Genomic DNA, 26,829 nt, shown 5'->3' on the forward strand with positions numbered 1-26,829 from the left:
CGCGCGTCCTCAGGCGAGCAGCTGTTCGCTCACCGCCCACAGGCGCCGTGCGTCGGCGGGGTCACGCATCGCCGAGTTCGCGTCGGCCGGGATGCTGTCGGCGGTCATCGGACGCTCGACGTCGTCGAGGACGGCGACGTCGTTGTCCTTGAGGTAGACGCCACCGACCCCGTCGAGCCACGGGCTGGCCGCGCCGAACACGATGGTGGCGGCACCCTGCTCGACCGTCTTCTTGCCCACCTCCGGGTCGATGACGGTGGCACCGTGCTCGTCGACGAGACCCTGCGCGCGGTAGGAGTCGACGCGCCCGGGTGCGTGCGGGCCGGGTCCGATGACGACGCCGGGGTGCACCGCGAAGGCCCGGATGTCCTGCCCCGCGGTGCGTCGGTCGAGCTCGACCGTGAACAACACGTTCGCCCGCTTCGACTGGGCGTACGCCGCGACGGGGTCGTAGCCGGACCGGAAGTCGAGGTCGTCCCACCGCACGCCCCCGATGCGGGCCGCGCCGGAGGTCACGGTGACGACGCGTGCCCCGTGCGCCGCCCGGAGGGCCGGGAGGAGGGCACGCGTGAGCTGGAAGTGACCGAGGTGGGACGTCGAGAAGGCGAGTTCGTGCCCGCGCGCGTCGAGCTGGAGCTCGGGGGTGAACAGCACCGCGGCGTTGTTCACGAGCATGTGCACCGGCCGTCCGGTCTCGTTCCACCGCGCGGCGAAGGCGTCGATCGAGTCCGGGTCGGTGAGGTCGAGCTGCTCGACGCGCACGCCGTCGATCCCGGCGACCGCCTCGGCGGCGCGGGCGGTGTCGCGAGCGGCGACCGTGACCGACGCTCCGGCGGCCGCGAGGGCGCGCGAGACCTCGCGGCCCAGCCTGCTGTGGCCACCGGTGACGATCGCCTCCTCCCCGGTGAGGTCGACGCCCCGGAGGACGTCGGTTGCGGTGGAGGCTGCGGTGAACGGCGTCCCGAGGGGGATCTGCTGCGAGGTCATGCCGTCAGTCTCATCGTCGAGGATCGGACGCGGAATCATCGCGCGTCCTGTTCTCATGCGGCAGAGTACGGACCATGGTCCACTCCGCGCAGAGCGACGCCCTGTCCGACGTCCTCGACCAGGTCGAGGTCCGCGGCCTGATGACCGGTGGCTTCGCGGTCCGGGGTTCGTGGACGTCCCACGGGACGATCACGCGGCCGCTCAAGCTCGTCGCGCTCGTCGCCGGTTCCGCTCGCATCGTCGTCGACGGACCCGGAGGACCGATCGGGCCCGTCGAACTGGGCCCCGGTGACGTCGTCCTGCTGAACCACCGGACGCACCTGGAGGTCCGGGGTGGCGTCGGCGACGGACCGCCTGCGGAGTTCGTCCCCGACGCGCGCTTCGACTCCATGGCGTTGGCCGCGGCCGACCTCTCCACGGACGACGTCCTCGTCGGCGGGTGGATCCAGGTCAACCCGGCCGGGCAGGCGCTGTTCCGGACCGCGCTGCCCGGTCTCGTGCACGTCCGCGCCTCGACGCCCGCGGCCGCCCGACTCGCCACCCTGGTGGCGCAACTGTTCCGCGAGGCATCGAGTGGACGCCTGGGGTCCGCGTTCGCCATCCGTCAGAACGCGCAACTCATCCTCCTGGAGGTCCTCCGCGCGTACCTGGAGCAGGAGCGGCCGCCCGTCGGGTGGTTCCGCCTGCTCGCCGACGAACCGCTCGCGCCCGCGCTCCGACTCATGCACGATCACCCCGGCCGGTCCTGGGGCCTCGCCGAGCTCGCAGGTGCCGCCGGGATGTCCCGCACGACCTTCGCCGAGCGGTTCCGGACGGTCGCCGGCATCCCACCCCTCGCGTACCTGTCACGGTGGCGGATGCTGCTCGCGCAACGGGCGCTCCGCGACCCCGACGTCCGCGTCGGCGCCCTGGCCGCGGAGCTCGGCTACGGCTCGGAGAGCGCGTTCAGCACCGCGTTCAAGCGTGCGGTGGGCGTCTCCCCCGCCCACTGGCGTCGCCGCTCGTCGGAGCAGACCGGTGACGCACCGGCACCGGCGATCGCGGCCGGCTGACCGGGAGAGGCGGTGTCAGCGCGGGCCGGCCGCCGTGCCACGGTCCCGCACCCGGGCGACGGCGGATCGCACGAAGCGCGGCACCGGCGACGAGACGGCGTTGACGTAGGGCCGCTCGACGGCCCCGAGCGACATCTTGAACCTGCTCACGCCCAGGTCGACGTAGCCGACGAGGTCGACCGCGCTGTGGCCCCGGGCGAGGGACCACCGGAGCATGTCGTGGTAGAGCACGGTGCTCGGGTTGACGGCGCGGTGCGCTCGGAGCGTTCCACCCGCCCATCCCGTCACCACGTCGTGGCTCCCCAGCGCGACGAGCACACCGACCGGTTCCCCCGCGACGAGTGCGGTGGAGAGGTAGACGTCGGACCGATCCGCTGCCCAGCGTGCGACGCGCTCGCCGATCTCCGAGGGATAGGGCGAGGGCACGCCCCGGCTCTCGTAGGACTCGCTCAGGACCCGCGGCAGCAACGTCGTGACCTCGTCGGGCAGCGCGGGTCTGACCTCCACCGCGTGACGTCCGGCCGCGCGGAGGGCCTGGCGCGCGCCGCGTTTCATGCCGGCCACCAGGGACTCGGGCGAGGAACCGACCAGGTCGATGACGAACGTGCGGTCGGCGCTCCACTCGGATCCGTTGCCGACCAGTGCTGCTTCGCCGGCCGCCGCGACGCCGGGCCCGAAGTCGAACCGGACGACCGGCACCCGGTGCACGAGCTGCCAGCGTCGGAACTGGCGCAACGTGCTCGCCAAGAGCGCCTCGGGCACGAGCGGTCCGACGAAGGGGAACGGCGGATCCGCGGGTCGCGCTCTGCGGGGCGACCGCAGCAGGACGGGGAACACGCCGACCGCACGGCCGCGGTGCTCGACGACCAGGGGCTCGAACCGCCAACCGTGGAGGTCGGTCTGCATCCGGAGCCACGACCAGTCGTGGAATGCGGTGGCGCCCGGACTCGCCGCGACGAGGGCGTCCCACTCGCGCTCGTCGTGGCCGACTCGGAACTGGATGTCCGTTCCCACGGATGACTCCTGACTCCCGCGTCGCATCGGCGCGGGCTCGTCCGCAGCGTGCGGACCGATCGGACGGGTCCCACGGACGCGGGCTGTCGAGGTGGGCCCTGCCGGGCTCGAACCGACGACGTCCACGGTGTAAACGTGGCGCTCTACCAACTGAGCTAAAGGCCCCCGCCGCCGGAGCGGCAGGCCCAGTGTACCGAGCGCTCGGGTCCCGTGAGGCTGCGCGGACCGGTCCTCCGTCGACACCCGCCCTACCCCTCGCCCTGGGCAGCTGCAGCCGCGGCGAGGTCCCGCACCACGTCGTACGCGGGCTTCGCGGTCCCGTCGGTGTCGCGGACCCCGAAGTTGTCCTCGGGGTCGCGGGCGCCGGTGTCGAGGTCCTGGTACGAGTAGATGACGATCGGGCCGGCCCACGCACGGGCGCCCCAGATCCGCGCCCCGACCGCCAGGTACCTCGCCTGCTGCGCGTCCGAGACGCCGCGATCGCTGTTCGTCGGGAACCCGAACTCGGTGGCCCACATGGCCTTGTCGGCGTCGCCGTTCGCGACCATGACGGCACGGACGTCCGTCGCACCCCGGAGCCAGTTCCACGCGACGTCCGCGGTCGGTGCGTCCGGCCAGGAGTACGGGTGCATGCCGACCGCGTCGAGGTACGCACCCCCGCCGGCCGCGTAGACGCCACGCAGGAAGTCAGGTGGGGACCACGTGCCGCCCCCGGTCCGGGCGGGAGCGAGGCCGGTGGAGATCACGCCGACCGTGACGCCCGCGGCGATCCCCGCGGCACGGAAGGCGCGTGCTCCCGGGACGAGCAGGTCGTGCGTGTACGCCTGCGGTGACATCCCGGTGATGTTCACCTCGTTGCCGATCTCGACGGCACGCACCCCGGCTGCGAGCATCGGGGGCGAGGCACGGTCCATGAAGGCCGCGAAAGCCGGCCCGCATCCGCCTGGTGCCGAACCCGCCCACCCCGGCACGCCGGTGAGGACCGGGAGCACCGTGAGGCCGTGCGCCGTCGACGCCTGGTAGACGGCGAGCGTGTGGGTGAGGTCGTACGAGTCCGGGCCGGACGGCTCGATCGCCGCCCAGTTCAGGTCGAGCCGGACGATCGTCGCGCCCGTGGCGGCGATCCCGCGGAACAGCGTCGTCAGCCGCGCCGAGCCGAGGGTCATCGGCTGGTCGCCCTGGGTGAACCCGAGTCCCCCCATCCGCCGCAGGGCGTCCCGGGAGGCGCGGGTCGAGCTGTCGACGGCCGTGCCGGACCGCACCTGCGCGCTCGGCGCCGAGGCCGACGCCGACGGGGCGGCCGCGTCGTCCGCCGGGACGGAGCCGTGGTCACCGCAGGCCGACAGGGTCGACGCCGCGCCGGACGTCCGGTGCACCCAGACGGCGCCGACGCCGACGAGCACGACGAGGGCCACCCCGCCCGCGACGAGGTACGCCCATCGGTGGCGGCGGCGTGCCCTCGTCGGGCGGTGCGCCCCGTCGCCGGGAGCGTGTGCCGCCATCAGACCTCCGGCACGACGATCGGGGCGACGGCCCCGGATCCGGCAGGCGGGAGGCCCGGTGCGGCGGGCTCGGTGGGCTCGGGGGCGTCGAGCAGCACGATGTCGGACTGGACGTCCGCGTGCCGCGGCATCGCCCGCACGAACACGGTGGTCTGGTACAGGACGGTGACGATCCCCGTCACGACGAACCCCGCGGCGAGGGCGTCCGCCGCGCCGATGAGCGCGGTGAGCAGGACGGCGAGGAGCCCGGCGCCGAACCCGATGAGGGAACCGCGGCTGATGACGCCGACGCGGTCGACGGCCACGAGCGCGACGCTCGTCATGTAGCTCCCGAGGACGCTGAAGCCCATGAACGCGCCGAGCATGAGTCCCGCGAACGCGGGCACCTGGACCTGGCCCGCGGTGAGCAGACCGCTCGCGACGGGCAGCAGCACGGTGTAGACCACCCAGGCCAGCACCGAGATGACGAGGATCGCGGCGAGCGAGCGCCGGAGGGCGCGGACGAGGGCACGTCCCTGCTGGGACGGGACCGCGGCCTGCATGTACTGATGCACCGGCTGCATCGCCATCGTCGCGAACCGCAGGAGCTTCTCGTTGAGCGCGTACAGCGGGAGCTGCGCCGGGATGAACCGCGCGACGATCACGAGCACGAGCGGGTAGTACGCGGCGACGGCGACGGCGACGGCGACGCCGTGGCGCTGTTCGCGGATGACCCGCCACGCGCCGGCCGCGTCGTGGACCCCGCCCGCGGGCCGCCGCACTCCGCCGAGGAGTCGCACGGACACGATGACGAACGCGGCGAGAGCGCCGGCGAGCTGCAGCGCCGAGAAGGCGATGAGCCCACCGCCCAACGCGAGCGCGCCGACCCCGAGGACCGTCCCGACCACGCGCGGCACGGTGTCGGCCCAGAACAGCGCCACGGGCTCGCGTCGGCCGATGAGGGCCCATGTGCCGGAGAGTCCGCCCGCCGCCATCGCCACGCCCGCGACGACGGCGGCCAGGTGCGCGGTCGGCGCGATGACCCACGTCACGCCGACCGTGATGGCGAGGACGGGGACGAGCACGATCAAGCGGGCGACGATGGAGTCCCAGTAGGCGACGGCGTGCTCGCTCCGCGGCATCATCGCGATGCGGGCGGGCCCGGTGATGCCCCACCCGAACATGGTCAGGACGCTGAGGGACGACCCGACGGCCTGACCCAGCGCGACCGCGGCCCAGGAGTGGGCGCTCGTGAGGGTGACGATCACGGGGATGGTGACGATGCTCGACGCCCCGGACACCACGACGGTCGCGAAGAACCAGCCGAAGGTGCGGATGCGGCGACCGACGCCCTCGCTGTCGACCCGGGCCTCCCGGCGGGTGCGTCCGTCGGTCTCGGTGGTGTTCACAACGGCCTCCTGGATGGACGGGGTGCGGGAACGGTGACGGGTCCGGTGTCGACGGCGCGGGCGTGGGAGCCCGATGCACCGAGGACGAGCATGACGATCGACATGGCGGACGTGTACTCCCAGAGCTCGACGAAGAAGAACCCGACGAGGACGCCGATCCAGATCGTCACGGCGAGCGCGGCGCGGCGGTTGCCGCGGCGGCCGGCACGGTGCAGCGCGACCGCGACCGCCAGGAACAGGACGATGGCGAGCACGCCGCCCACGCCGAACTGGAGCCACATCGAGATGTAGTAGTCGTCGGTGAAGACCTGGAGCGCGGAGCCCTTCGCCTGCGACGCGGCACCGGCGAATCCCAGTCCGCGTCCGAAGAACCGCGGTGACGCGGCGAGGAGCTGTCCCCAGACCGCGAAGCGCTCCAGGAGACTCCCCGCGTTCCCGAGGCCGACGGCCAGGAACCCGATCACCGCGAGGAGACCCCCGACGGCCGCTGCGACGCGGACCCATCCGGCGACGACGCCGCGGGTCAGGAACACGGCGGCCGCGATCGCGACCACGAACACGACGATGCCCGTGCGGTACGTGCTGAAGACGAGGCACGCGACCCCGGACGCGATCGCGACGATCCGCCACACGCGGTCGCGTCGGGCGTCCTCGAGGGTCCCCCACCAGAGCAGCGCGACCGCGCCGAGCACCCCGGCGAACGCACCGAGCTGGTAGTTCGTGCCGAACGTCCCCATGGCGCGGAGCGTGGTGCCGATGTTGCGGATGTTCGTGCCGTAGGACAGGCCGGTCAGGGCCAGGAGCCGATCGGACCCGAGCGCGGACTCGATGCCCGATACGACGGCGTTCACGGCGAGCAGCGTGGTGAGCACCCGGAGCACCGTCCGGATCGTGCGCGCCGTCATCGTCGATGCCAACAGGGCGACGAGCAGGGGGATGAACACGTACCGCAGGCCGCTGAGCCACTGCGCGGACGGCAACTCGAACACCGCGAGGACGGTCGCGGGCAGGACGAGGGCCACCATGCCGAGCACCGGCCACCCGACGCGTCGGTCGATCCGCCCACGGAGGACGGCGACCAGTGCCGCGAGGACCGTCGCACCGAGGACGGCCATGTTCACCGCGGTGGCGCTGTGCACCGTGAGCAGCAGCGGCAGGGTCACCCCGTCGGCCGCGGCGGCGAAGCAGACCGCCACCGCGGGTACGAGCGCGACGAGCGGCAGCGCCACGAGGACCACGATCGCGGCGGGTTGCGCCACGGCGGCGGCGCCGAGGCCGACGGCGGCCACGCTGCCGACGCCCACGACGGTTGCTCCGCGGCGACGGGAGCGCAGGGCCTCGCTCGTGCTCATGCCCCGGACGGCGCGGTCGCCGCGATGGACCGGCGGGCCGCCGCGTGCGCGGACGGGACCCGGACGTGAGCGGGGACCCGGACCGCCACGACGCCGAGGACCTCCTGCCCGCTCGTCCAGAGCCGCTCCACCACGGCGCTCAACGTCGGCGTGGTGACCTCGCCGATGCCGACGACGAGCACCACGGCGGTGGCGATGCGGGCGGCCGCGAGGGCCTCACTGAAGCCGTTCGCCGGCGGCGTGTCGACGAGGACGACCTCGGCGCTGCCGTGCAGGTGGTCCACGACCGGCTGCAGGTTCCGGGCGGTGAACACGTCGCCCGCATCGGACCCGCGGCCGCCGGGGACGACGCTCAACGCGGGGAGCGACGCCGGGCGGAGCAGGACGTCCGACAACTCGGCACGGCCGTTCACGACGTCCACGAGGCCGCGCTCTCCGCGCACCGCGAGTCCGGCCTGGAGGTCGGACGACCGGAGGTCCATGTCGAGCACGGTCGTCGGGACACCGGCACGGGCGAACGCCGTCGCCACGTCGGCGACGACGGTCGTCACGCCCTCGCCCGTCGTGCTCCCGAGGAACGTGATGGTGGGCCGGTCGCCTGCCCGGGCGAGGAGCGACTCGCGGAGGTCACGGACCGCCTCCGTCCACGCGGGGACCGACGACCGGTCGTGCCAGGCGCGGGCCGGGAGGCGCGGGAGCCGTCCGATGACCGGTGCGTCGGCGATCGCGGCGGCCTGCTCGGCGCTCCGGACCCGACGGTCGGCCGCGCCGAGCGCGAGCGCGATGCCGATCCCGACGATCAACCCGGCCACGAGCCCGAGGAGGACCACGACGAGTCGCCCGGGGCTGGTCGGACCGGTCGGGGTGGTCGGCACGCTGACGGTCGAGAGCCGGAGGTCCGCGGGCGTCGTGTCGCCGGACGCCCCGGCCGTGGCGGTGCTGGTACCCGCCGCGCTCGTGGGTGAGAGCAGGTCGGGTGCGACCTGGATGAACCGGTTCGTGACCGCGGCGGCGAGCGCACGGGCGGCGCGCGGGCTGCCCGCGTCCGCCGTGACGGTGATGATCGCCGTGTCGGTCCCCGCGGTCGCCGAGACGTCCTTCGCGAGGGCGGCGACCCCGGTCGACAGGTGGAGCTGTTGGATGACGGGCTCCAGCACCGACGAGCTCGTGATCGCCGACGTGTAGGTCGGCAGGACCTGGCTGATGTACGACGCGCCCTGCAGGCGGTCCGTCGTGCTGCCGCTCGAGCGGATCGTCACGAGCACCTGCGACGACGAACTGTACGTCGGGCTCGCGGTGGCGCTGTAGACGGAACCGCCCACGACGCCGAGGACGACGGCGACGAGCACGAGTGCCCAGTGCCGGAGGACGGTGCGGACCGCGTCGGGTGCGCTCATCATGCGTGGTGCTCCTCTCGCACCCGAGCGGCCGGGGTGACGGCGGCTCGGAGCGACTGTTCGAATCGGTCCTGGTCGATGATCCCGGTCTCGTCCCAGAGGGCGATCGAGGCCTCGGACCCGACCAGCGACATCTGGACGTACGGGTTCGCGACGTGCCCCGGGTGCACGAGGATCGTGCCCAGGAGCGGGGTCGCACCCGGTCGCCAGACGGCGTCCGGGATGAGTGAGGGGAAGACGGAGAGGGCGACGTCGAACTGCGTGCGGATGACGTCGCCGGACGGGATCGGGAAGGGGTGTCGCACGCGGTCGCGGACCAGGCCGACGACGTCGCCGACGAGGGCCGCGAGCGGTGCCCGCGTCTCGATCGCCCGGCGGACCTGCTCGTGCACCGATGCCGCGTCGCGTCGCATCGTCCGGAGCCGACCGATCGGGTACGACGTCGAGAACGGGCCCTGGACCCGCTCGCCGCGGGGCGCCCAGCGACGGAGGTCGACGTTCATCCGGATGGTGAAGTCAGTCGTCGGCGGGACGGCGTCGGCGATGGCGTCGAGCACGGCGGCCGACAGCTTCATGCCGCGCGTGGTGCGGCGCCCGGCTCCGTCGACCGCACGGGCGTCGAGCGTGCGCAGTTCCTGTTCGTCGAGCTGGACGGTGCGGAACCCGCGGAGGCGCCGTGCACGGTCGACGGCGAGCCCGCCGGGTACCTGGGGGTCGGGTGGCACCTGTCGCTCCGCGTCCCGCCGGGCCGCCCGGGCGAGACGGAGCGGGCCGGGACGGTCGAGCCCCGCGACCCGCATGGTGGCGGCCAACGGCCGCCGGGTCGGCGGGCGCACGGTGCGCCCCTCCGGCTCACCCGCGGCGATCGCGAGCACGCGCCGGATGTGGTGGCCGCTGGAGGCGCCGTCGAAGAGGTCGTGCGGCACGAGGACCGCGATCAGTCCGCCGGACACGAGCATCCGGATCGGGAGGACCGCGTAGCCGGCGTCGAGGAGGTGCGTCGCCATCTCGGCCGGTTCCAGGCCGTCGACGGCGACGTCGAGGACGTCGTCCGCGAGCGAGTCGGCCGTGCGGCGGGAGACGTGCCCCCAGGCCCGGTCCGGACGGTAGGCGCGACGGAGCTCGCTGCCGTCGTCGCTGATCAGGTGTCGGTGGAGGGCGTCGGGCAGGGCGTCGATGACGTCCTCACGGACGGGACCGAGGACCACGACCAGGTCGAGTTGGTCGTGGAGCCGCTCACGAATGGGCATGGGTGGGCGCCGTTCGGGTATGGAGCCGGGCGTTCGGGTACGCCACCGTCGGTTCGCTCGACGTCACGCTGCGGGGTTTCGGGTCCTCGCCGCGAGTCGTGCCCTGGGTTCGGGGTCCGGGGCACCGTGGTCGTGACGCCGGTTCGGGGCGGCGTCAGCGGGTTGACTGGCTCGTCGTGGCTGCGACAATAGCGACGCTCAGCGCCGATGTCCAGTACCCGTCCGGCTCGTGCGCCGACCCTGACCCGAACCCGAGAAACGCGAGACCCGAATGTCGCACCTCCCGACCATCTCCGTCGTCGTCCCGTCCTACCGACGCCTCGACCGCCTGTCCGACATGCTCGACCACTGGCTCCGACAGGACCTCGACGAGCTCGTCGTCGTGCTCGACGGCCCGCACGACGGGGCGGAGGCCGCGCTCGCCCGGGCGACGGCGGACCCCCGCATGCGGCTCATCACGCTCCCCGAGAACCGCGGGAGGTCGATCGCGCGCTCGGTCGGGCTCGAGGCCGCCACCTGCGACGTCGTGCTCGTCGCCGACGACGACGTCCTGCCGCTCGAGGGGCTGGTCGAACGCCACCGGGCCTTCCACGCGGAGCACCCCCGCAGCGCCCTGCTCGGCTACATGCCCGTGCGTCTGACACCCCGTCGGGGCCGCGACGAGGCGGCGACCCGCATCTACGCCCGCGACTACGAGAACCAGGTCGCGGTCTGGCGCACCGGGGACGCCATGACGCTGCTGACGTCCTTCTGGGGTGGCAATGCGAGCATCCCCCGCGACCTCTACCGCGAGGCCGAGGCGTACCGGCCGCCGGTGGAGCTCGGCTACAACGAGGACCTCGACCTCGGGCTCCGGCTCGCGGCCATCGGCGCGGGTGCCGGCTTCGACGAGCGTGCCGCGGCTCGGCATCTGCACACCCGGGGCATCGACGCGTTCGTCGCCGAGTGCGTCGTGCGCGGCGAGGCCGTCGCGGATCTCGAGGACCTGTGGCCGGAACTCCCCGGTCAGCTCGGTGACCTCGTCGTCGTGCCGGCCACCCACGGGCGCCTCGGGCGGATCCAGCAGCACATCGGCGACCGCGACACGCCCGGGACATCCGAGTCGATCATCCGGATCGCGTACCGAGTCGCCGGCGTGTTCCGAGCGTGGCGCCTCCAGGACGCCCTGGCCCGGTTCCTCCGCCGTGCCATGGCGATCCGGGGGTACCGACTGCGCCGCGCCCTCCACCCGACGCCGGTCGGCTGACGGACGGCGACACGCCGCTGGACGCCCGTCCGGGTCAGGAATCCCGTCGCGGTTGCTTGACGGTCGCGAGCCGGGGCAATACCGTGGCCAGCACGCGGAACCCGAATCCGCTCGACCCTCGGTTACCCGGCCAGGATCGACCCTCTGACTGCTCAACCGCGTCGTGCCCCGAACACGACCGCGGACCCGTCGTTCCCGAAGACGACGAGTGCGTCGGCGATCGTCGTCCCCGAACGGATCGCCGTCGGTCACCTGTTGACCCGAAGAGCAGGCTCACCCATGTCGAATGCAGTGTTCGACGCGCCCGGCAACCCCGACCCGGACGCGCCCACCGCTGAATCCCCCATCTGGACGGATGCCCCGCACGCCGTTGCGGTGCCCGACCGATCCGCCGAACGGCTCCGTGCCGTGGTGGGTCTGACGGACGCCGTGCTCGTCGTGGCGGCACTCGGAGCCTCGATGCTCGTACCCGACCTCTCCCGCTCCACGATCTCCCGCATCGCCCTGCTCGCAGGTGTCGCCGTGGTCTGGATCGTGTGGCTCGCGGTGTTCGAGCGACGTGGCCTCCTCGGGCTCGGCAACGGGAACCACGGTGTGGGGGCGATCCTCACCGCGACGGCTGCGTCCGTCGCGACCCTCGCCCTCGCATCGTGGTCCACCGGGATCGACCTCCGTGGCGTCGGCCTCCCCTGGGCCGTCGCCGCGGGGGTCGTCCTCCTCCTCGTGGCCCGGCTGTCCTGGGTGCGGTGGATCCGACGCGAACGACTCGCGGGCCGCCTGCGCCGCCGGATCGTCCTCGTCGGCTCCCCCGCCGGCATCGCCGAGGCCACCGCACACCTCACCAGCCGTGTCGCCGCCGGGTGGGACGTCGTCGCATCGGTCGTGCCCGCGCCCGACGCCCTCGACGTCGACCTCCCCGTGCGCGTCGCCGAGGCGCTCGATGCGACCGGGGCGGACCTCGTCCTCGTGACCGGGGCCGACGCCCTGACCGCGGACCGGGTCCGGAAGCTCAGCTGGGACCTCGAACACCGCGCGTGCGAACTCGTCGTCGCCCCGACCATCGTCGACGTCGCGACCGGGCGGCTCCGGAGCGAACGCATCGCGGGTCTGTCCGTGCTGCACGTCGCCGCGCCCACCTACACCGGGCCGCAGCGCGTGGTGAAGCGGGCGACGGACGTCGTGGGCTCCCTCCTGTTGCTCGCGGCGCTCTCGCCGCTCCTCCTCGTCGTCGCGATCGCGGTCCGGACCACGAGCGCCGGCCCGGTGTTCTACCGGCAGGAGCGGATCGGCGCCGGGCACCAGGCATTCGACATCCTCAAGTTCCGCTCGATGGTGACCGACGCCGACGCCCACCTGCACAAGCTCCTGGCGGCGCAGGGCACCAGCGACCGGCCCCTGTTCAAGATCGCGGACGACCCCCGGCTGACCCGGATCGGGGCGTTCATCCGCCGGTACTCCATCGACGAGCTGCCCCAGCTCGTCAACGTCCTCCGCGGCGACATGAGCCTCGTCGGTCCCCGCCCCCAGCGGCCCGCCGAGATCGCCCTCTACGACGCCAGCGCACACCGACGTCTCAAGGTGCGCCCCGGCATGACCGGCCTCTGGCAGGTGAGCGGCCGCTCCCGCCTGTCGTGGCAGGAAGCCATCCGCCTCGACCTCGACTACGTCGAGAACTGGTCCCTCGCCCTCGACCTCGGGATCCTCTGGCGCACCGCTCGTGCCGTCGTCGGTTCCGACGGCGCCTACTAGGAAGGAACGACGAGTCATGCCCGGACTCATCGTCCACGAGTGGATCGGCCGTTCCGGCGGGTCCGAGAAGGTCCTCGACGCCTTCGCCCGCATGTACCCGGACGCGGACGTGTTCTGCCTCTGGAACGAGGCGCCCGACCGCTTCGCACCCGGACGGGTCACCGAGAGCCTCCTCGCTCGCACCCCGCTCCGCGGTCGCAAGGCCCTGGCGCTCCCCGCGATGCCCGCCGTGTGGCGTCGGCTCCGCGCCGAGGGGTACGACTGGGTGCTGTCGAGCTCGCACGCGTTCTCGCACCAGGTCGTCGCCCACTCGGCCGTGCCCGCCGACCGGCACTTCGCGTACGTGCACACGCCCGCCCGGTACGTCTGGACCCCGGAGTTCGACGGCCGCGGGAACGGGCTCGCGAGCCGGATCGCCGCCGTGCCGCTCCGCCTGACCGATCGGCGCCGCGCTGCGGCCCATCGGAACATCGCGGCGAACAGCGCCTTCGTGCAGGGCCGCATCCGCGACACCTGGGGCAAGGACTCCCGCGTGATCCACCCACCGGTCGAGGTCGCCGACCTCCAGGCCGTGTCCGACTGGCGGGCCCTGCTCGACGACGACGAACGCCACGTCCTCGACGCCTTACCGGCCGGTTACGTACTCGGTGCCTCCCGGTTCATCCCCTACAAGCGACTCGACCTCGTCATCGCGGCCGGCGAGGCCGCCGGGCGTCCCGTCGTACTCGCCGGGGGCGGCCCGGAGCAGGCGGCGCTCGAGGCCCACGCCGCGGCGGCGCGTGTGCCCGTCCGGTTCGTGCTCGACCCGTCCGACCGGCTGCTCCGGGCCGTGATGGCGCAGGCGGCCGTGTACGTGTTCCCGGCCGTCGAGGACTTCGGCATCATGCCGGTCGAGGCGATGGCGCTCGGCGTCCCGGTCGTCGTCGGACCGACCGGCGGCGCGACCGAGTCGGTCGTCGACGGCGTCACGGGCGCGGTGGCGTCCGGCCTCGGCCCGCACGAACTCGCGGCCGCCGTCGACCGTGCCGTCACGGTCGACCCCGACGCCTGTCGCCGACGGGCGCGGGACTTCGGCGCCGAGCGGTTCGCCGACGAGGTGCGGGACTGGATGCTCCCGGTCCTGGCCGGTGGCACGGCGGCGGCGCTCGTCACGGCGGGCTCCGGCGTGCCGATCGCCGCGGCCGCGACGTCCGCCCCGGCCTGGTCGGTGACCCGGCACGGCGTGACCGCCGTCGCGAGGGACGAGCCGGCCGCCATGGCGTCGGCCCCGCTCCGCCCCGGTGCGCGGCGGTCCGAGCACGACCTCGACGACGAGCCCCTCCTCGCGGTGCCGGTCCCCGGCCGCGGGCCGCGTACCGGCCGCCGCGGTCGGCGCTCCCCCGTCGGCGCCCGCATCGTCGTGAACGGCGCCTTCCGCACGCAGCGGGTGACGGGGCAGCAGCGGTACGCGACCGAGATCGCGGATCGGCTGTCGGGCCTCCCGGACGTCCGCGAGACCGCGGCCGGCACCGGTGGGGACCGTCCGATCGCCGCCTGGGCCCGAGCCCAGTCCGCCGGCGTCGGCCGGTCCCCCGACGAGTACCTGCTCACGCTGACGAGCCGCGGTCCCGCGCTCGCGGCCCGGCACGTCGTCGTCGTGCACGACCTGTTCGTCCTCGACCACCCGGAGTGGTTCAGCCGGCGGTACGTCGCGACGCACGCGCCGGTGCTGCGGACCCAGCTCCGCTCGGCCGCCCTCGTGGTCGCGGTGAGCGAGCCCATCGCGGGGCGCGTCCGGGCCCTGCTCGGCCCGGGCACCCCGGTCGTCACGGTGCCGAACGCGCCCGCGGACCCGTTCCGCCCCGGCCTCGCGGTGCCCGAGTCCACCGGTGCGCGTGAGGCCGCCGGACGGTACGTGCTCGCCGTGGGCAGTGACGACCCGCGCAAGAACACCGCCCGGCTCGTCGCCGCGCACGCCGCGCTCCCGGAGGCCCTGCGGACGACGCACCCCCTCGTGATGGTCGGCGGCGGGAGCGCGATCTACGCGCGCACTGACGCGGACGACCGCGGGGCGCTCCGCCTCGGGTACGTCGACGACGCCGAGCTCGCCCGCCTCTACGCCCACGCCGCGCTGGTGGCGTTCCCGAGCCTCGACGAGGGCTTCGGCCTCCCCGCCGTCGAGGCGTTCGCCGCCGGATCGGACGTCCTCGTCTCGGACGTGCCGGCCCTGCGCTGGGTGTGCGGTGACGACGCCACCTACGTGGACCCGACCTCGACCGACGCGATCCGCGACGGGCTCACCGCCGCGCTCACCGGGCCGACCGCTGCCGACGAGCGCACCCGCCGGGCCGCGACGATCCGCGACCGGTTCTCGTGGGACCGCAGCGCCACGCTCCTCCACGACGCGGTGACGCGCCTGGTCCGGGCGGGAGGCGCGGCATGAGGATCGCACATGTGTCCAGCTCCCTGCTCAGTCCGCTGGGCGGCGCCGAACAGTACTGCCTCGCACTCGCCGGAGCACAGGTCCGGCGCGGGCACGACGTCACCGTCGTCACCGGATGGGTCGACGACGGCGCCCGCGCCCTCGTGGCCGCGACGGGCGCACGGCTCGTCGTCGTGCCCGGACGCCGTCCCTACTCCCCGGACCGCCAGGGCACGGGCCGCCTCGCCCGGGTCCGGTTCCACGCGGCCGAGCTGCGCGACTCCCTCCGTCCGACGGCCATCACCCGTTTCCTCGAGGACGGCGGGTTCGACGCCGTGCACGTCCACCGGTTCTCCGGGTTCGGGGCCGCACCGTTCCGGCTCGCCGGTCCGCGGGTGGTGCACACCGCGCACGACTTCACGCTCGTCCACACGTCGGCGTCCCTGACGCGCGGCGACGCCCCGATCGACCACGTCGGTCGGGTCCAGGGGCTCCGATCGCGCGTCGTCGCCGCTGCCATCCCGCGGGACGCGACGCTCATCTTCCCCAGCGAGCGCACGCGCGACCGGCACGCGGAACGCGGTTTCCGACTCGACGCCCACCGGAGCACGGTGCTGCCGCACGGTTGGTCGGCGCCCCGGGACGCCCCGCCGCGGAGCGAGTCCGACGTGCTCCGCGTCCTGTTCCTCGGCAAGCTCGCCGAGCACAAGGGGATCCCGCTGCTGCTCGACGCGTGGGGCGCCGGCGTCCCGGGCGCCACGCTCACCGTCGGTGGTGACGGCCCCCTGCGCGACGCCGTGTCGGCGGCCGACGCGGTGGTCGCTGCCGGCTGGCTTGACGAGGCCGGGCGGGCCCGCGCCCTCGCCGAGACCGACCTGCTCGTGATGCCGAGCCGGTGGGCCGAGAACTTCCCGATCGTCGTGGCCGAGGCCCTGCTCGCCGGGGTGCCCGTCCTCACCACGACCACGGCCTCACCCCCGCTCGTCGCGGACGGCGACAGCGGCCTCGTCGTGCCGCCCACCGCCGCCGCGCTCCGGGGCGCGATCGAACGACTCGTCGACGACCGCGCGCTCCGCGCCGCACTCCGCGCGGGAGCGACCCGTCGCGCCGAGGAACTCGACATGGACCGGCACGTCGACCGGGTCCTCGAGCACTACGGAGCGTCCGCATGAGCCCCCGCATCCGGGTCGGCACGGACATGATCGCCGTGCAGACGGTCGCCGCGAGCATCGACCGGTTCGGCGACCGCTACCTCGACCGCATCCTGTCGCCCAGGGAGCGGCTCCAGTGCCACGACGAGCCGCACCGCGTCGCCGCGCGCTTCGCCGGCAAGGAGGCCGTGGTCAAGCTGCTCCGCCCGGCTCCCGACGAGCCGGTGCTGCCGCACGACGTCGAGATCCTCAGCCTGCCGAGCGGCGCACCCGTCGTCCGGCTCCACCACGCCGCCCGTGACCGATCGGTCCGCGAACGGCTCCAGTCCGTGAGCGTCTCGCTCACCCACGAGGGCGGATTCGCCGCCGCGACCGCCGTCTCCGTCATCCGGGGGAAGGAACACCAGCCAATGTCCACGATCATCCGCGAGGTCCTCGAGCGCCACGGCCACCTCTCCGTCCCCGTCGCCCAGGTCCTCGACACCGACGACCTGTACCAGGTCGGCCTGACGTCACACGCGACCATCACGGTCATGCTCGCCGTCGAGGAGGAGTGCGACATCGAGTTCCCCGACGAGGCGCTCACCCGCAGCACCTTCGCCACGATCGCGTCGATCGAGGCGGTCGTCCGCGCTCAGGCGGTGGCAGCGTGACGGTCCTCCCCGACGTCCGCGCCACGGACGTCGTCTCCCTGCACGACCGCGCGGTCGAGGCCGCGGGCGTCGCCGCCGAGTGGGCGGACCGGATCGACGCCGAAGGACGGTTCCCGAGCGAGTCCGTGGCGGCGCTGCGCCGACTCGGACTGCTCGCCGCGGTCCTCCCGGTCGATCTGGGCGGCGAGGGCGCCACGCTCACGGAACTCGCCGACGTCGCCACCGTCCTCGGCGGTGCCTGCGCCTCCACGGCCATGGTGTTCGCGATGCACGTCGGGCAGGTCGCCACGCTCGTCCGCCACGGCGGCACGAGCGTCGCCGCCGCCCGGCTCCTCGCCCGGGTCCGGGACGAGGGCGCCCTCATCGCGTCGGCCACGACCGAGATCACGACCGGCGGCGACACCGGATCGAGCGGCTGCTCGGTCGAGGCCACCACCTGCGGCGTGCGTCTCGCCAAGGAGGCCCCGGTCATCTCCTACGGTCTCCATGCCAGCGCGGTGCTCGCCACCGCGCGCCGGACCCCGGACAGCCCGCCGTCCGACCAGGTGCTCGTGGTCTGCCCGGCCGAGCGCACCGAGCTCGTGCGTCGGAGCGGCTGGGACACCCTCGGCCTCCGCGGCACAGCGAGCGAGGGGTTCTCGCTGACCGCCGAGGTCGACGCGGACCACGTGCTCGCCCAGCCCTTCGCCGAGATGTCGGCGCAGACCATGACGCCGGTGTCGCACGTGCTCTGGGCCGCGGCCTGGCTCGGCATGGCCCGGAGCGCCACCGAGACCGCCCGCGCGTCGGTCCGTCGCGCCGCCCGCAAGGCCCTCGGCACCACCCCGCCCGCAGCACTCCGCCTCGCCGAGGTCGAGCTGCGCGTGCAGTCCCTGGCCGACACGATCGAGGCGTCCGCGCGACGGTGGGAGGCGGCGGCGAACGAGCCCGCCGTGCTCGAGTCCGTGGCGACGGCCCGCTGGGTCAACGGCCTCAAGGTCACGGCGAGCGAAGCCGTGCTCGACATCGTCTCCCGCGCGCTCGTGATCACGGGCATCGCGGGGTACCGGCTCGGAGACCCGTCGAGCCTGGGCCGGATCGTGCGCGACGCGCACGGCACCGCCCTCATGGTCGGCAACGACCGCATCCTGCACCACAACGCCAAGATCGCAACCATCAGCAACGGAAGGTCGAACCCGTGACCGACACGACAACAGCACCGCAGACCACCGACCTCGACGCCGCCCGCCTCGCGTTCCGCGACGAGCTCGTCGACGCCGGCCTCCTCGTCCCCGCCGGGGAGCCCGGCCTCTTCGGCCGCAACGGCACGTTCGACGACGTCGTCGACGCCGTCGACCGGTACATCACGCTCGGGTTCGCCGAGCTCGCCCCGGAGCGGATCCGCTTCGCCCCGGTCATCGCCCGGTCCGCCTTCGAGCGCACCGACTACGTGGCCTCGTTCCCGCAGCTCACGGGTGCCATCCACACGTTCACGGGCTCCGACCGCGACCACGCCGCGCTCCTCGCCGCGCGTGCAGCGGGCGAGGACTGGGACCGGTTCCTGCACCCCGGCGAGACCATGCTCGTGTCCGCCGTGTGCCACCCGCTCTACGACCACCTGGCGGGCCAGCAGGTCGACGGTCGCGTGTTCGACGTCGTCGGGTACACGTTCCGCCACGAGCCCTCCGACGACCCGATGCGGCTCCAGTCGTTCCGCATGCACGAGTTCGTCTACGTGGGCGGCGAGGACGACGCCAGGACCTTCCGCAACACGTGGAGCGAGCGCCAGGCCGCGATGCTCGCCGCCCTCGGGCTCGACGTCACCCGCGTCCCCGCGAACGACCCCTTCTTCGGCCGCGCCGGCAAGTTCCTCGCCGCGAACCAGCTCACCGACGAGCTGAAGATCGAGGTCACCGTCCCGATCTACCCAGGGCTCTCCGACGGCACCGCGATCGCCAGTGCGAACAGTGCGGCCGACCACTTCGGCGCACCCTTCGGGATCACGACCGCGGACGGCACCGTCGCCCACACGTCGTGCATCGCGTTCGGCATGGAGCGGATCACGCTCGCCCTCTTCCGCACGTTCGGGACCTCGCTCGCCGACTGGCCGGTCTCGACGCTCGACCAGCTGTCGCTGCGCTGATGCCGGCGCTCGACACGTGGCTCGGCGGTGGGGCCGTGCTCGCGACCGTCGAACGCCCCACCCGGCCCGGTTCCACCGGGGTCGTCGTCTGCCCACCGTTCGGGCACGAGCACGTCCTCGCCTACCGGACCGAACGCCTCCTCGCCGCGCGACTCGCGGACCACGGCATCGCCTCCGTGCGCTACGACCACCCCGGCAGCGGGGACTCCGTCGTCGCCGCGACCGCGACGTCCCATCGTGACGGCGCACGGCTCGCGGCCGAGGCGCTGCGCACCGCCGGCTGCACCCGAATCGTGTACGTCGGCCTCGCGTCCGGGGCCCTCGTCGCGGCCGCGGCCGCCGACGACGACCCGGACGCCGCGGGGCTCGTGCTCTGGGACCCGCCGCGGTCCGGACGCTCCTGGCTCCGCGCGGCACGGGCACTCGCCGCGGTCTCGGTGGCGGGGATCGACACCAGACCCGGATCGGCGGTCACCACCGCCCACGACGGCACGGTCACCGTGGTGGGTGCGGACATCCCCGCCGACCAGGCAGCGGCGATCGGGGCCCTCGGGTACCCGACCGGACCGGCCGACCGCATGCCCGTGCTCGTGGCGGTGCGGAACGACGGGGACCGCCGTGTCCCGGCCGGGTACGACCGGGACGGCATCGACATCGTGCGGGTCGACGGGCACGAGGCGCTCCTCGGCGTGTCGAGCCTCTCCGCGCGCATCCCCGCCGCGAGCGTCGACGCCGTCGGCGAGTGGGTGACCCGCCGTGTGCCGCCCGAGCCCGTCCCGGCGCCGATGGAGCTCGTCCCGACCGAGCGGGCGGTCGTCGACCAGGACGTCGAGGAACACCTCGTCCGCATCGGACCGGACCACCTCTTCGCCGTCGACACCAGGCCGCGGCACGGCGACGACGCCCCGACCGTGGTGCTGCTCAACGGTTCGTCCGAACACCGCATCGGCGTCACGCGCCTGCAGGTCGCCCTCGCTCGACGACTCGCCGCGGCCGGCATCCGGTCCGTCCGTGTCGACCGTCGGGGCACGGGCGAGACCGGACCCGTCGCCGCCGACGAGCCGAGCCTGCTCTTCACCCAGGAGTGGATCGACGACGTGAGCCACGTCCTCGACCACCTCGCGCTCCCGGCCGACCGGGTCGGGATCGTCGGACTCTCGGTCGGCGGGTGGTTGGGCCTCCGGGTCGCCGCAGGCCGTGCCGGGTTCGTGGTCGGCCTGAGCCAGGCGGACTACCGGTCCCGCCCCGCAGCACCGGGTGCCGTCGCGGCCGAGGACGCGGAGGCACGGCCCCACCTCCGCACACGCCGTGACGCGCTCGTCGCCGCCGTCAAGCGGCACCTGCCGTACCGCGTGGCGTTGGCGCTGGCCCGGCGTGGACACCTGCAGTTCGTCGAACCGGTCGTCCGCGGGCCGCTCGCGGCCGGCACCGACGTGACCCTCGTGCTCGGTCCGGGCGACGGCGCCGTCTTCCGAGCACGGGGCGGCGCCACGGCAGCCCACCGGCTCGCGCACCTGCCCGGGACGCTCCGGGTCGTGGAGCTCCCCGAGGCCGATCACGCGATGTTCGGTGCCGCGACGCGCGAGGCGGCCACGGAGGCCGTGCTCGCCACCGCCGTCGCGGCCTTCGTCCAGGACCCGTCCGTCCGGCAGGCCGTGGGCGTCTGACGACCGAGGGGCCGTGCCGGGTCGGCACGGCCCCTCGGCGCACGGCCCCTCGCCGCACGGCCCCTCGCCGCACGGCCCCTCGCCGCAGCGCTCAGGCGGCGGCGGGTGCGGGCGTCAGGCGATCGAGCGCGGCTCGGTACTCGCTGACGTCACGGGCGAGCCCCGGCTCGGTGATGATCGAGGCGCGGATCCGACCGTCGGTGTCAATGACGAACGTCGCGCGGTTCGCGAAGCCCTTCTTCTCGAGGAAGACCCCGTACTCCTTGCTGACCGCACCGTGCGGCCAGAAGTCCGCGAGCAGCGTGAAGTCGTACCCGTTCGAGTCGGCGAACGAGCGGAGCGTGGCCTTCGAGTCGACGCTGATGCCGATGAGCTCGACGCGGTGGTCGGCGAACATCGCGATGTTGTCGCGGAGCGCGCAGAGCTCGCTCGTGCAGGTCGAGGAGAACGCGAGCGGGAAGAACACGAGCGCCACCGGACGCACGCCGCGGAAGTCGCTGAGGCGGACGTGCTCGCCGCGCTGGTCCGGCAGTTCGAAGTCGGGAGCGAGGGAACCGATCTCGAGGGCCATCTGGCGTGCTTCTCTCTGGGTCTGCCCCGGTCGCGGGACGGCATGGGTCCCGGCTGCATCACGCGCACACCCGGCGGGCGCGCGCACGACGTGAGATCCTACGCCGACGGCACGCGAACGCAAGCGCGGTGCCCGATGCCGCGTGCGCTGGCATCGAGCCGCGCGAGCGCGTCGGACGCGGGAACTAGAGTGGTCTCGCCCATCCACGCGTCGTGACCCGGCGACGGATGCATCGACATGTCCACCACGAACGAACGAGGTCAACGGTGACGGTGAACGACCAGGACCCCCAGCGTCAGCCATGGATCGCGGGTGCCGACACCCAGGACCAGGACCCGGAGGAGACCGCCGAGTGGCGTGAGTCCCTCGACGGCCTGGTCGCCGCGAACGGCCACGGCCGGGGGCGCGAGGTCATGCTCAGCCTGCTGCAACGCTCGCGCGAGCTCCACCTGGGCGTGCCGATGGTCCCGACCACCGACTACGTCAACACCATCGCGCCTGAGAACGAGCCGGAGTTCCCGGGCGACGAGGACCTCGAGCGCCGCTACCGCCGCTGGATCCGCTGGAACGCCGCCATCACGGTGCACCGCGCCCAGCGCCCCGGTGTCGCGGTCGGCGGCCACATCTCGACCTACGCGTCGAGCGCCGCCCTGTACGAGGTCGGCTACAACCACTTCTTCCGCGCGCAGGACCACCCGTCCGGCGGCGACCAGGTCTTCTTCCAGGGCCACGCCTCCCCCGGCATGTACGCCCGGGCGTACCTGGAGGGCCGTCTCAGCGAGGACCAGCTCGACGGCTTCCGGCAGGAGCACTCGCACCAGGGCGGCGGACTGTCGTCGTACCCGCACCCGCGTCTCATGCCCTCGTTCTGGCAGTTCCCGACGGTCTCGATGGGCATCGGGCCGATCAACGCGATCTACCAGGCGCAGCAGGCCAAGTACCTGACGAACCGCGGCATCAAGGACGCCTCGGAGCAGCAGGTGTGGGCGTTCCTCGGCGACGGCGAGATGGACGAGGTCGAGTCCCGGGGCCAGCTGCAGGTCGCGGCGAACGACGGCCTCGACAACCTGAACTTCGTCATCAACTGCAACCTCCAGCGCCTCGACGGCCCGGTGCGCGGCAACGGCAAGATCATCCAGGAGCTCGAGGCGTTCTTCCGCGGCGCGGGCTGGAACGTCATCAAGGTCGTCTGGGGTCGCGAGTGGGACGACCTCCTCGCCCGCGACACCGAGGGCGCGCTCCTCAACCTGATGAACCGCACTCCCGACGGTGACTACCAGACGTACAAGGCCGAGAACGGCGCGTACGTCCGCGAGAACTTCTTCGGCCGCGACCCGAAGGCGCTCGCACTCGTCGAGGACTACACGGACGACCAGATCTGGAACCTCAAGCGCGGCGGCCACGACTACCGCAAGGTGTACGCGGCGTTCAAGGCGGCCTCCGAGCACAAGGGCCAGCCGACGGTCATCCTGGCCAAGACGGTCAAGGGCTACGGACTCGGTCCGAGCTTCGAGGGCCGCAACGCGACCCACCAGATGAAGAAGCTGACGCTCGACAACCTCAAGCAGTTCCGCGACGAGATGCGGATCCCCGTGTCGGACGCGCAGCTCGACGAGAACCCCTACCTGCCGCCGTACTACCACCCCGGACACGACGACGAGGCCGTGCAGTACATGCACGAGCGTCGGCGTGCCCTCGGCGGGTACGTCCCGGAGCGCCGGACCAAGTACACGCAGGTGACGCTGCCCGACGACGGCCGCTACGCCATCGCCAAGAAGGGCTCGGGCAAGCAAGAGGTCGCGACGACCATGGCGTTCGCCCGCCTGCTCAAGGACCTGCTCCGCTCGCCCGACTTCGGCGACCGCGTCGTGCCGATCATCCCGGACGAGGCCCGCACGTTCGGCATGGACGCGTACTTCCCGACCGCGAAGATCTACAACCCGAACGGCCAGCACTACACCTCGGTCGACCGCGAGCTCCTCCTCGCCTACAAGGAGAGCCCGCAGGGACAGATCATCCACGTCGGGATCAACGAAGCGGGAGCCCTCGCGGCCTTCACCGCGGTCGGCACGTCCTACTCGACGCAGGGTGAGCCGCTCATCCCGGTCTACGTCTTCTACTCGATGTTCGGGTTCCAGCGCACCGGCGACGCCCTGTGGGCCGCTGGCGACCAGATGGCGCGCGGGTTCCTCATCGGCGCCACCGCGGGCCGCACGACGCTGACGGGTGAGGGTCTGCAGCACGCCGACGGCCACTCGCTGCTCCTGGCGTCGACGAACCCGGCCGTGGTCGCATACGACCCCGCGTACGGGTACGAGATCGCACACATCGTGCAGTCCGGACTCGACCGCATGTACGGCACGAACGAGGACGGCTCGCCGAAGCACGCCGACCCGAACGTCATGTACTACCTCACGGTGTACAACGAGCCGCTCGTCCAGCCGGCGGAGCCGGAGCACGTCGACGTCGACGGCATCGTGCGCGGCATGTACCTGCTCAAGGCCGCCGAGCACGACGGCCCGAAGGCGCAGCTGCTCGCGTCCGGTGTCGCCGTGCCGTGGATCCTCGAGGCCCAGCAGCTGCTGGCCCAGGACTGGGGCGTCTCCGCCGACGTCTGGAGCGTCACGAGCTGGAACGAGCTCCGTCGTGACGGCCTCGCCGCCGCATCGGACGCCTTCCTCCACCCCGAGGAGCAGCCGCGCACGCCCTTCGTCACCGAGAAGCTCCAGGGCACGCACGGCCCCGTCGTCGCCGTGAGCGACTGGTCGCACGCGGTTCCCGACCAGATCCGCGAGTTCGTCCCGAGCGACTACGCGACGCTCGGAGCCGACGGCTTCGGGTTCTCGGACACCCGTGCCGCCGCGCGTCGGGTCTTCCTGATCGACGGCCCGTCGGTGGTCGTGCGGACACTGCAGCAGCTCGTGCGTCGCGGTGAGATGGATCCGTCGGTGGTCCGTCAGGCGATCGACAAGTACCGCCTGTGGGACGTCACGGCCGGCACGACCGGCAGCGCGGGCGGCGAGAGCTGACCCGCCCGTGAGCGCACTGCGCGCCGATGCCCTGGGCCGGGCGGGCGACCGGGGACGGACGCTCGCCTGGCTCCGCCAGGTGTCGGGCGAACTCGCGAGCGCGACCATCAAGCGCCTCGAGGACACGCTCCCCTGGTACGGCGAGATGCCGCCCGGCCGCCGGTCGGCCGTCGGCCTGGTCGCACAGGCGGGCATCACGTCGTTCATCGCCTGGTTCGAGGACCCCGCGGCCACTCCGTGGATCGCGGCCGACGTCTTCGGCGCGGCACCGCGCGAACTGCTCCGGTCGGTGAGCCTGCAGCAGACGCTCCAACTCATCCGCGTCGTGGTCGAGGTCGTCGAGGACCGTGTGAAGGACGGCGACGACGGCCTGCAGGAGGCCATCCTCCTGTACTCCCGCGAGATCGCGTTCGCCGCGGCGGACGTCTACGCCCGGGCCGCGGAGGCACGCGGGCTGTGGGACGCCCGACTCGAGGCCCTCGTCGTCGACTCGATCCTGTCGGGCGAGTACGACGACGAGCTGCCGAGCCGGATCGCCGCGCTCGGCTGGCACGGGCACGGCGAGGTCGCGGTGCTCGTCGGCACCGCGCCGCCGCAGCTCGAGGTGGACACGATCCGTCGGACCGCCCGGCACCTCGACGCGGACGTCCTGATCGGTGTGCAGGGGGCGCGCCTCGTCGTCGTGATCGGCCGGGCCACGCCCCGGGACGACACACCCGAGGGCGAGGACCCGACCTCGTTCACGACCATCGCCGAGGCCCTCGCACCGTCCTTCGGCGACGGACACCTGGTCCTCGGCAACGAGGTCCCGGGTGTCGTCGACGCCTCGACGAGCGCCAAGGCCGCCCTCGCCGGCTTCGCGGTGGCCCGTGCCTGGCGGGGCGCGCCCCGACCCGTGCTGGCCGACGACCTGCTGCCCGAGCGTGCCCTCGCGGGCGATCCCCTGGCGCGGACGGCGCTCGTCCAGCGGATCTACACGCCGCTCAAGGACCAGTCGGGCGAACTCCTGCAGACCCTCTGGTGCTACCTCGACACGGGACGCAGCCTCGAGGCAACGGCGCGGGAGCTGTTCGTCCACCCGAACACGGTCCGCTACCGGCTCCGGCGGGTGGCCGACGTCATCGGGTGGGACGCCACCCACGCCCGCGACGCGCTCATCGTGCAGTCGGCGCTCATCATCGGGGCGATGTCGGAGTCCACGGGCCAGCGACGACGCCGGCCGCCACGGCGCTGACCGACACCGTCCCGGTCACCAGGGCGGGTCCCTTCGTTCGGGTCCCACAATGTCGGACCCGATTTCTGTGACGGTCCGCACACACGCGTGCCCCTGCACGCCGGGGAGGATTGTCCGGTGATCGTCGTCGTCGCCCCCGGACAGGGCTCGCAGACCCCCGGATTCCTCGCCCCGTGGCTGGAGGACCCGGCCGTCCGTGACCGGGTCGCCGCGTGGTCGGACGCGATCGGCGTCGACCTCGTCGCGCACGGAACGACGAGCGACGCCGACACCATCCGCGACACCGCCCTCGCGCAGCCCCTCATCGTCGCCGCGGGACTCGTGACCGCGGACGCGCTGCTCGCGGACGGGCGCCGGAGCCTCGTCGGCGGCGTCGCCGGGCACTCCGTCGGCGAGTTCACCGCCGCCGCGATCGCGGGTGTGCTCGCCCCCTCGGACGCCGTCGCGCTCGTCGCCGAACGCGGACGCGCCATGGCCGACGCCGCCACCCGCACGCCGACCGGCATGAGCGCCGTCCTGGGCGGCGACCAGGAGGCCCTCCCCGCCGCGATCGAGGCGGCCGGGCTCAGCGCCGCCAACCACAACGGCGGCGGTCAGACCGTCGTCGCCGGTCGCGTCGAGGCGCTGGCCGCGTTCGCCGCGGAGCCGCCCGCCAAGGCCCGGATCGTCCCCCTCAGCGTCGCCGGTGCGTTCCACACGGACTTCATGGCCCCCGCGGTCGACCGCGTGGCCCCGCTCGCCGCAGCGGCCTCGGTGGCCGACCCGACCCTCCCGATCTGGACCAACGCGGACGGCTCCCGTGTCGACGACGGCCGCCGCTTCGTGGACCTCATGGTGCGGCAGATCGCGAACCCGGTGCACTGGGACGCCGTCATGGACTCGTTCGTCGCCGCCGGGGTCACCGGCATCGTCGAACTCGCGCCGGCCGGTGCGCTCGTCGGGCTCGCCAAGCGGGCCATGCGCGGCACGCCGGCCGTCGCGGTGAAGTCGCCCGCGGACCTCCCCGCCGCGATCGACCTGCTCGAGTCGGCGGGAGCGGCCGCGTGAGCGCGGACGAGGGCGTC

General features: G+C 73.5%; 20 protein-coding genes and 1 tRNA gene. 12 read left to right on the forward strand and 9 right to left on the reverse strand.

Annotated features, from left to right (window positions below; all coding sequences use genetic code 11):
- Positions 1 to 9 precede the first annotated feature (9 nt).
- A complete protein-coding gene (locus tag DEI92_RS04795; RefSeq protein ID WP_111012849.1) occupies positions 10 to 987 on the reverse strand; it encodes an SDR family NAD(P)-dependent oxidoreductase in 978 nt (325 codons plus the stop codon).
- A gap of 74 nt (positions 988 to 1,061) precedes the next feature.
- Between DEI92_RS04795 and DEI92_RS04800 the strand changes: the two genes are divergently transcribed.
- Entirely contained in the window at positions 1,062 to 2,039 is a 978-nt protein-coding gene (locus DEI92_RS04800) for an AraC family transcriptional regulator (protein ID WP_111012560.1), read from the forward strand.
- Positions 2,040 to 2,054: 15 nt separating this feature from the next.
- Here DEI92_RS04800 and DEI92_RS04805 read toward each other — a convergent pair whose 3' ends face one another.
- The 7 genes from DEI92_RS04805 to DEI92_RS04835 form a co-directional block, all read right to left on the reverse strand.
- On the reverse strand, positions 2,055 to 3,053 hold the full coding sequence (locus DEI92_RS04805; RefSeq protein ID WP_111012561.1) for a GNAT family N-acetyltransferase: 999 nt from the start codon (positions 3,051 to 3,053) through the stop codon (positions 2,055 to 2,057).
- 92 nt (positions 3,054 to 3,145) lie between these two features.
- Positions 3,146 to 3,218 (reverse strand) — tRNA-Val (locus DEI92_RS04810).
- An 83-nt stretch (positions 3,219 to 3,301) separates the two neighbouring features.
- Entirely contained in the window at positions 3,302 to 4,555 is a 1,254-nt protein-coding gene (locus DEI92_RS04815; RefSeq protein WP_111012562.1) for a hypothetical protein, read from the reverse strand.
- Positions 4,555 to 5,943, reverse strand: coding sequence for a hypothetical protein (locus tag DEI92_RS04820; protein ID WP_111008714.1), 1,389 nt, complete (start codon positions 5,941 to 5,943; stop codon positions 4,555 to 4,557). Before DEI92_RS04820 ends, DEI92_RS04815 begins: the two co-directional genes overlap by 1 nt.
- Positions 5,940 to 7,295 carry a hypothetical protein gene (locus DEI92_RS04825; RefSeq protein ID WP_111012563.1) on the reverse strand — a complete coding sequence of 452 codons (1,356 nt, stop codon included), beginning with the start codon at positions 7,293 to 7,295 and terminating at the stop codon, positions 5,940 to 5,942. Before DEI92_RS04825 ends, DEI92_RS04820 begins: the two co-directional genes overlap by 4 nt.
- Entirely contained in the window at positions 7,292 to 8,695 is a 1,404-nt protein-coding gene (locus DEI92_RS04830; RefSeq protein WP_111008712.1) for a Wzz/FepE/Etk N-terminal domain-containing protein, read from the reverse strand. Before DEI92_RS04830 ends, DEI92_RS04825 begins: the two co-directional genes overlap by 4 nt.
- On the reverse strand, positions 8,692 to 9,942 hold the full coding sequence (locus DEI92_RS04835) for a hypothetical protein (RefSeq protein ID WP_111012564.1): 1,251 nt from the start codon (positions 9,940 to 9,942) through the stop codon (positions 8,692 to 8,694). Before DEI92_RS04835 ends, DEI92_RS04830 begins: the two co-directional genes overlap by 4 nt.
- A 271-nt stretch (positions 9,943 to 10,213) precedes the next feature.
- On the opposite strand from DEI92_RS04835, the gene DEI92_RS04840 reads away from it, so the two are divergent.
- The 8 genes from DEI92_RS04840 to DEI92_RS04875 all read left to right on the forward strand — a co-directional run bounded on the left by DEI92_RS04840 (position 10,214) and on the right by DEI92_RS04875 (position 20,931).
- Positions 10,214 to 11,188: a glycosyltransferase gene (locus tag DEI92_RS04840; protein ID WP_111012565.1), complete on the forward strand. Its 975-nt coding sequence runs from the start codon at positions 10,214 to 10,216 to the stop codon at positions 11,186 to 11,188.
- Between the two features lie 279 nt (positions 11,189 to 11,467).
- Positions 11,468 to 12,937, forward strand: a complete 1,470-nt coding sequence (locus DEI92_RS04845) for a sugar transferase (RefSeq protein ID WP_111012566.1) — start codon at positions 11,468 to 11,470, stop codon at positions 12,935 to 12,937.
- 16 nt (positions 12,938 to 12,953) lie between these two features.
- On the forward strand, positions 12,954 to 15,359 hold the full coding sequence (locus DEI92_RS04850; protein WP_111012567.1) for a glycosyltransferase: 2,406 nt from the start codon (positions 12,954 to 12,956) through the stop codon (positions 15,357 to 15,359).
- Positions 15,360 to 15,370: 11 nt separating this feature from the next.
- Positions 15,371 to 16,510, forward strand: a complete 1,140-nt coding sequence (locus DEI92_RS04855) for a glycosyltransferase (RefSeq protein ID WP_181434647.1) — start codon at positions 15,371 to 15,373, stop codon at positions 16,508 to 16,510.
- The gene (locus DEI92_RS04860; protein WP_111008706.1) at positions 16,507 to 17,142 is read left to right on the forward strand and encodes an acyl carrier protein; all 636 of its coding nucleotides are present in this window, start codon (positions 16,507 to 16,509) and stop codon (positions 17,140 to 17,142) included. Before DEI92_RS04855 ends, DEI92_RS04860 begins: the two co-directional genes overlap by 4 nt.
- Positions 17,139 to 18,323, forward strand: coding sequence for an acyl-CoA dehydrogenase family protein (locus tag DEI92_RS04865; protein WP_220037454.1), 1,185 nt, complete (start codon positions 17,139 to 17,141; stop codon positions 18,321 to 18,323). The genes DEI92_RS04860 and DEI92_RS04865 overlap by 4 nt, the downstream gene beginning before the upstream one ends.
- Positions 18,320 to 19,264 (forward strand): amino acid--[acyl-carrier-protein] ligase, encoded by a 945-nt coding sequence (locus DEI92_RS04870; RefSeq protein WP_111012569.1) that lies wholly within the window; start codon positions 18,320 to 18,322, stop codon positions 19,262 to 19,264. Before DEI92_RS04865 ends, DEI92_RS04870 begins: the two co-directional genes overlap by 4 nt.
- Entirely contained in the window at positions 19,264 to 20,931 is a 1,668-nt protein-coding gene (locus DEI92_RS04875) for an alpha/beta hydrolase (protein WP_111012570.1), read from the forward strand. Before DEI92_RS04870 ends, DEI92_RS04875 begins: the two co-directional genes overlap by 1 nt.
- A 91-nt stretch (positions 20,932 to 21,022) precedes the next feature.
- On the opposite strand, the gene DEI92_RS04880 is transcribed toward DEI92_RS04875, so the two are convergent.
- Positions 21,023 to 21,502, reverse strand: coding sequence for a peroxiredoxin (locus tag DEI92_RS04880; RefSeq protein WP_111008703.1), 480 nt, complete (start codon positions 21,500 to 21,502; stop codon positions 21,023 to 21,025).
- A 266-nt stretch (positions 21,503 to 21,768) separates the two neighbouring features.
- Here DEI92_RS04880 and aceE point away from each other — a divergent pair, with 266 nt between their 5' ends.
- From aceE to DEI92_RS04895, 3 genes are all read left to right on the forward strand, one after another.
- Positions 21,769 to 24,531 (forward strand): pyruvate dehydrogenase (acetyl-transferring), homodimeric type, encoded by a 2,763-nt coding sequence (gene aceE / locus DEI92_RS04885; RefSeq protein ID WP_375342531.1) that lies wholly within the window; start codon positions 21,769 to 21,771, stop codon positions 24,529 to 24,531.
- A gap of 16 nt (positions 24,532 to 24,547) precedes the next feature.
- Positions 24,548 to 25,765 (forward strand): CdaR family transcriptional regulator, encoded by a 1,218-nt coding sequence (locus DEI92_RS04890; RefSeq protein WP_181434699.1) that lies wholly within the window; start codon positions 24,548 to 24,550, stop codon positions 25,763 to 25,765.
- A gap of 117 nt (positions 25,766 to 25,882) precedes the next feature.
- A complete protein-coding gene (locus DEI92_RS04895; protein WP_111012571.1) occupies positions 25,883 to 26,812 on the forward strand; it encodes an ACP S-malonyltransferase in 930 nt (309 codons plus the stop codon).
- The last annotated feature ends 17 nt before the right edge of the window (positions 26,813 to 26,829 follow it).

Origin of the sequence: Curtobacterium sp. MCBD17_034 (genome assembly GCF_003234515.1) — a bacterium.
In the GTDB taxonomy this organism is placed as follows: Bacteria; Actinomycetota; Actinomycetes; order Actinomycetales; family Microbacteriaceae; genus Curtobacterium.

What these genes read in the sequence shown, in the direction of transcription:
- DEI92_RS04815 (WP_111012562.1), bottom strand. Translation starts at nt 4,555, where the DNA reads ATGGCGGCACACGCTCCCGGCGACGGGGCGCACCGCCCGACGAGGGCA.
- DEI92_RS04800 (WP_111012560.1), top strand. Translation starts at nt 1,062, where the DNA reads ATGGTCCACTCCGCGCAGAGCGACGCCCTGTCCGACGTCCTCGACCAG.
- DEI92_RS04845 (WP_111012566.1), top strand. Translation starts at nt 11,468, where the DNA reads ATGTCGAATGCAGTGTTCGACGCGCCCGGCAACCCCGACCCGGACGCG.
- DEI92_RS04880 (WP_111008703.1), bottom strand. Translation starts at nt 21,502, where the DNA reads ATGGCCCTCGAGATCGGTTCCCTCGCTCCCGACTTCGAACTGCCGGAC.
- DEI92_RS04875 (WP_111012570.1), top strand. Translation starts at nt 19,264, where the DNA reads ATGCCGGCGCTCGACACGTGGCTCGGCGGTGGGGCCGTGCTCGCGACC.
- DEI92_RS04860 (WP_111008706.1), top strand. Translation starts at nt 16,507, where the DNA reads ATGAGCCCCCGCATCCGGGTCGGCACGGACATGATCGCCGTGCAGACG.
- DEI92_RS04850 (WP_111012567.1), top strand. Translation starts at nt 12,954, where the DNA reads ATGCCCGGACTCATCGTCCACGAGTGGATCGGCCGTTCCGGCGGGTCC.
- DEI92_RS04795 (WP_111012849.1), bottom strand. Translation starts at nt 987, where the DNA reads ATGACCTCGCAGCAGATCCCCCTCGGGACGCCGTTCACCGCAGCCTCC.
- DEI92_RS04825 (WP_111012563.1), bottom strand. Translation starts at nt 7,295, where the DNA reads ATGAGCACGAGCGAGGCCCTGCGCTCCCGTCGCCGCGGAGCAACCGTC.
- DEI92_RS04840 (WP_111012565.1), top strand. Translation starts at nt 10,214, where the DNA reads ATGTCGCACCTCCCGACCATCTCCGTCGTCGTCCCGTCCTACCGACGC.
- DEI92_RS04835 (WP_111012564.1), bottom strand. Translation starts at nt 9,942, where the DNA reads ATGCCCATTCGTGAGCGGCTCCACGACCAACTCGACCTGGTCGTGGTC.
- DEI92_RS04830 (WP_111008712.1), bottom strand. Translation starts at nt 8,695, where the DNA reads ATGATGAGCGCACCCGACGCGGTCCGCACCGTCCTCCGGCACTGGGCA.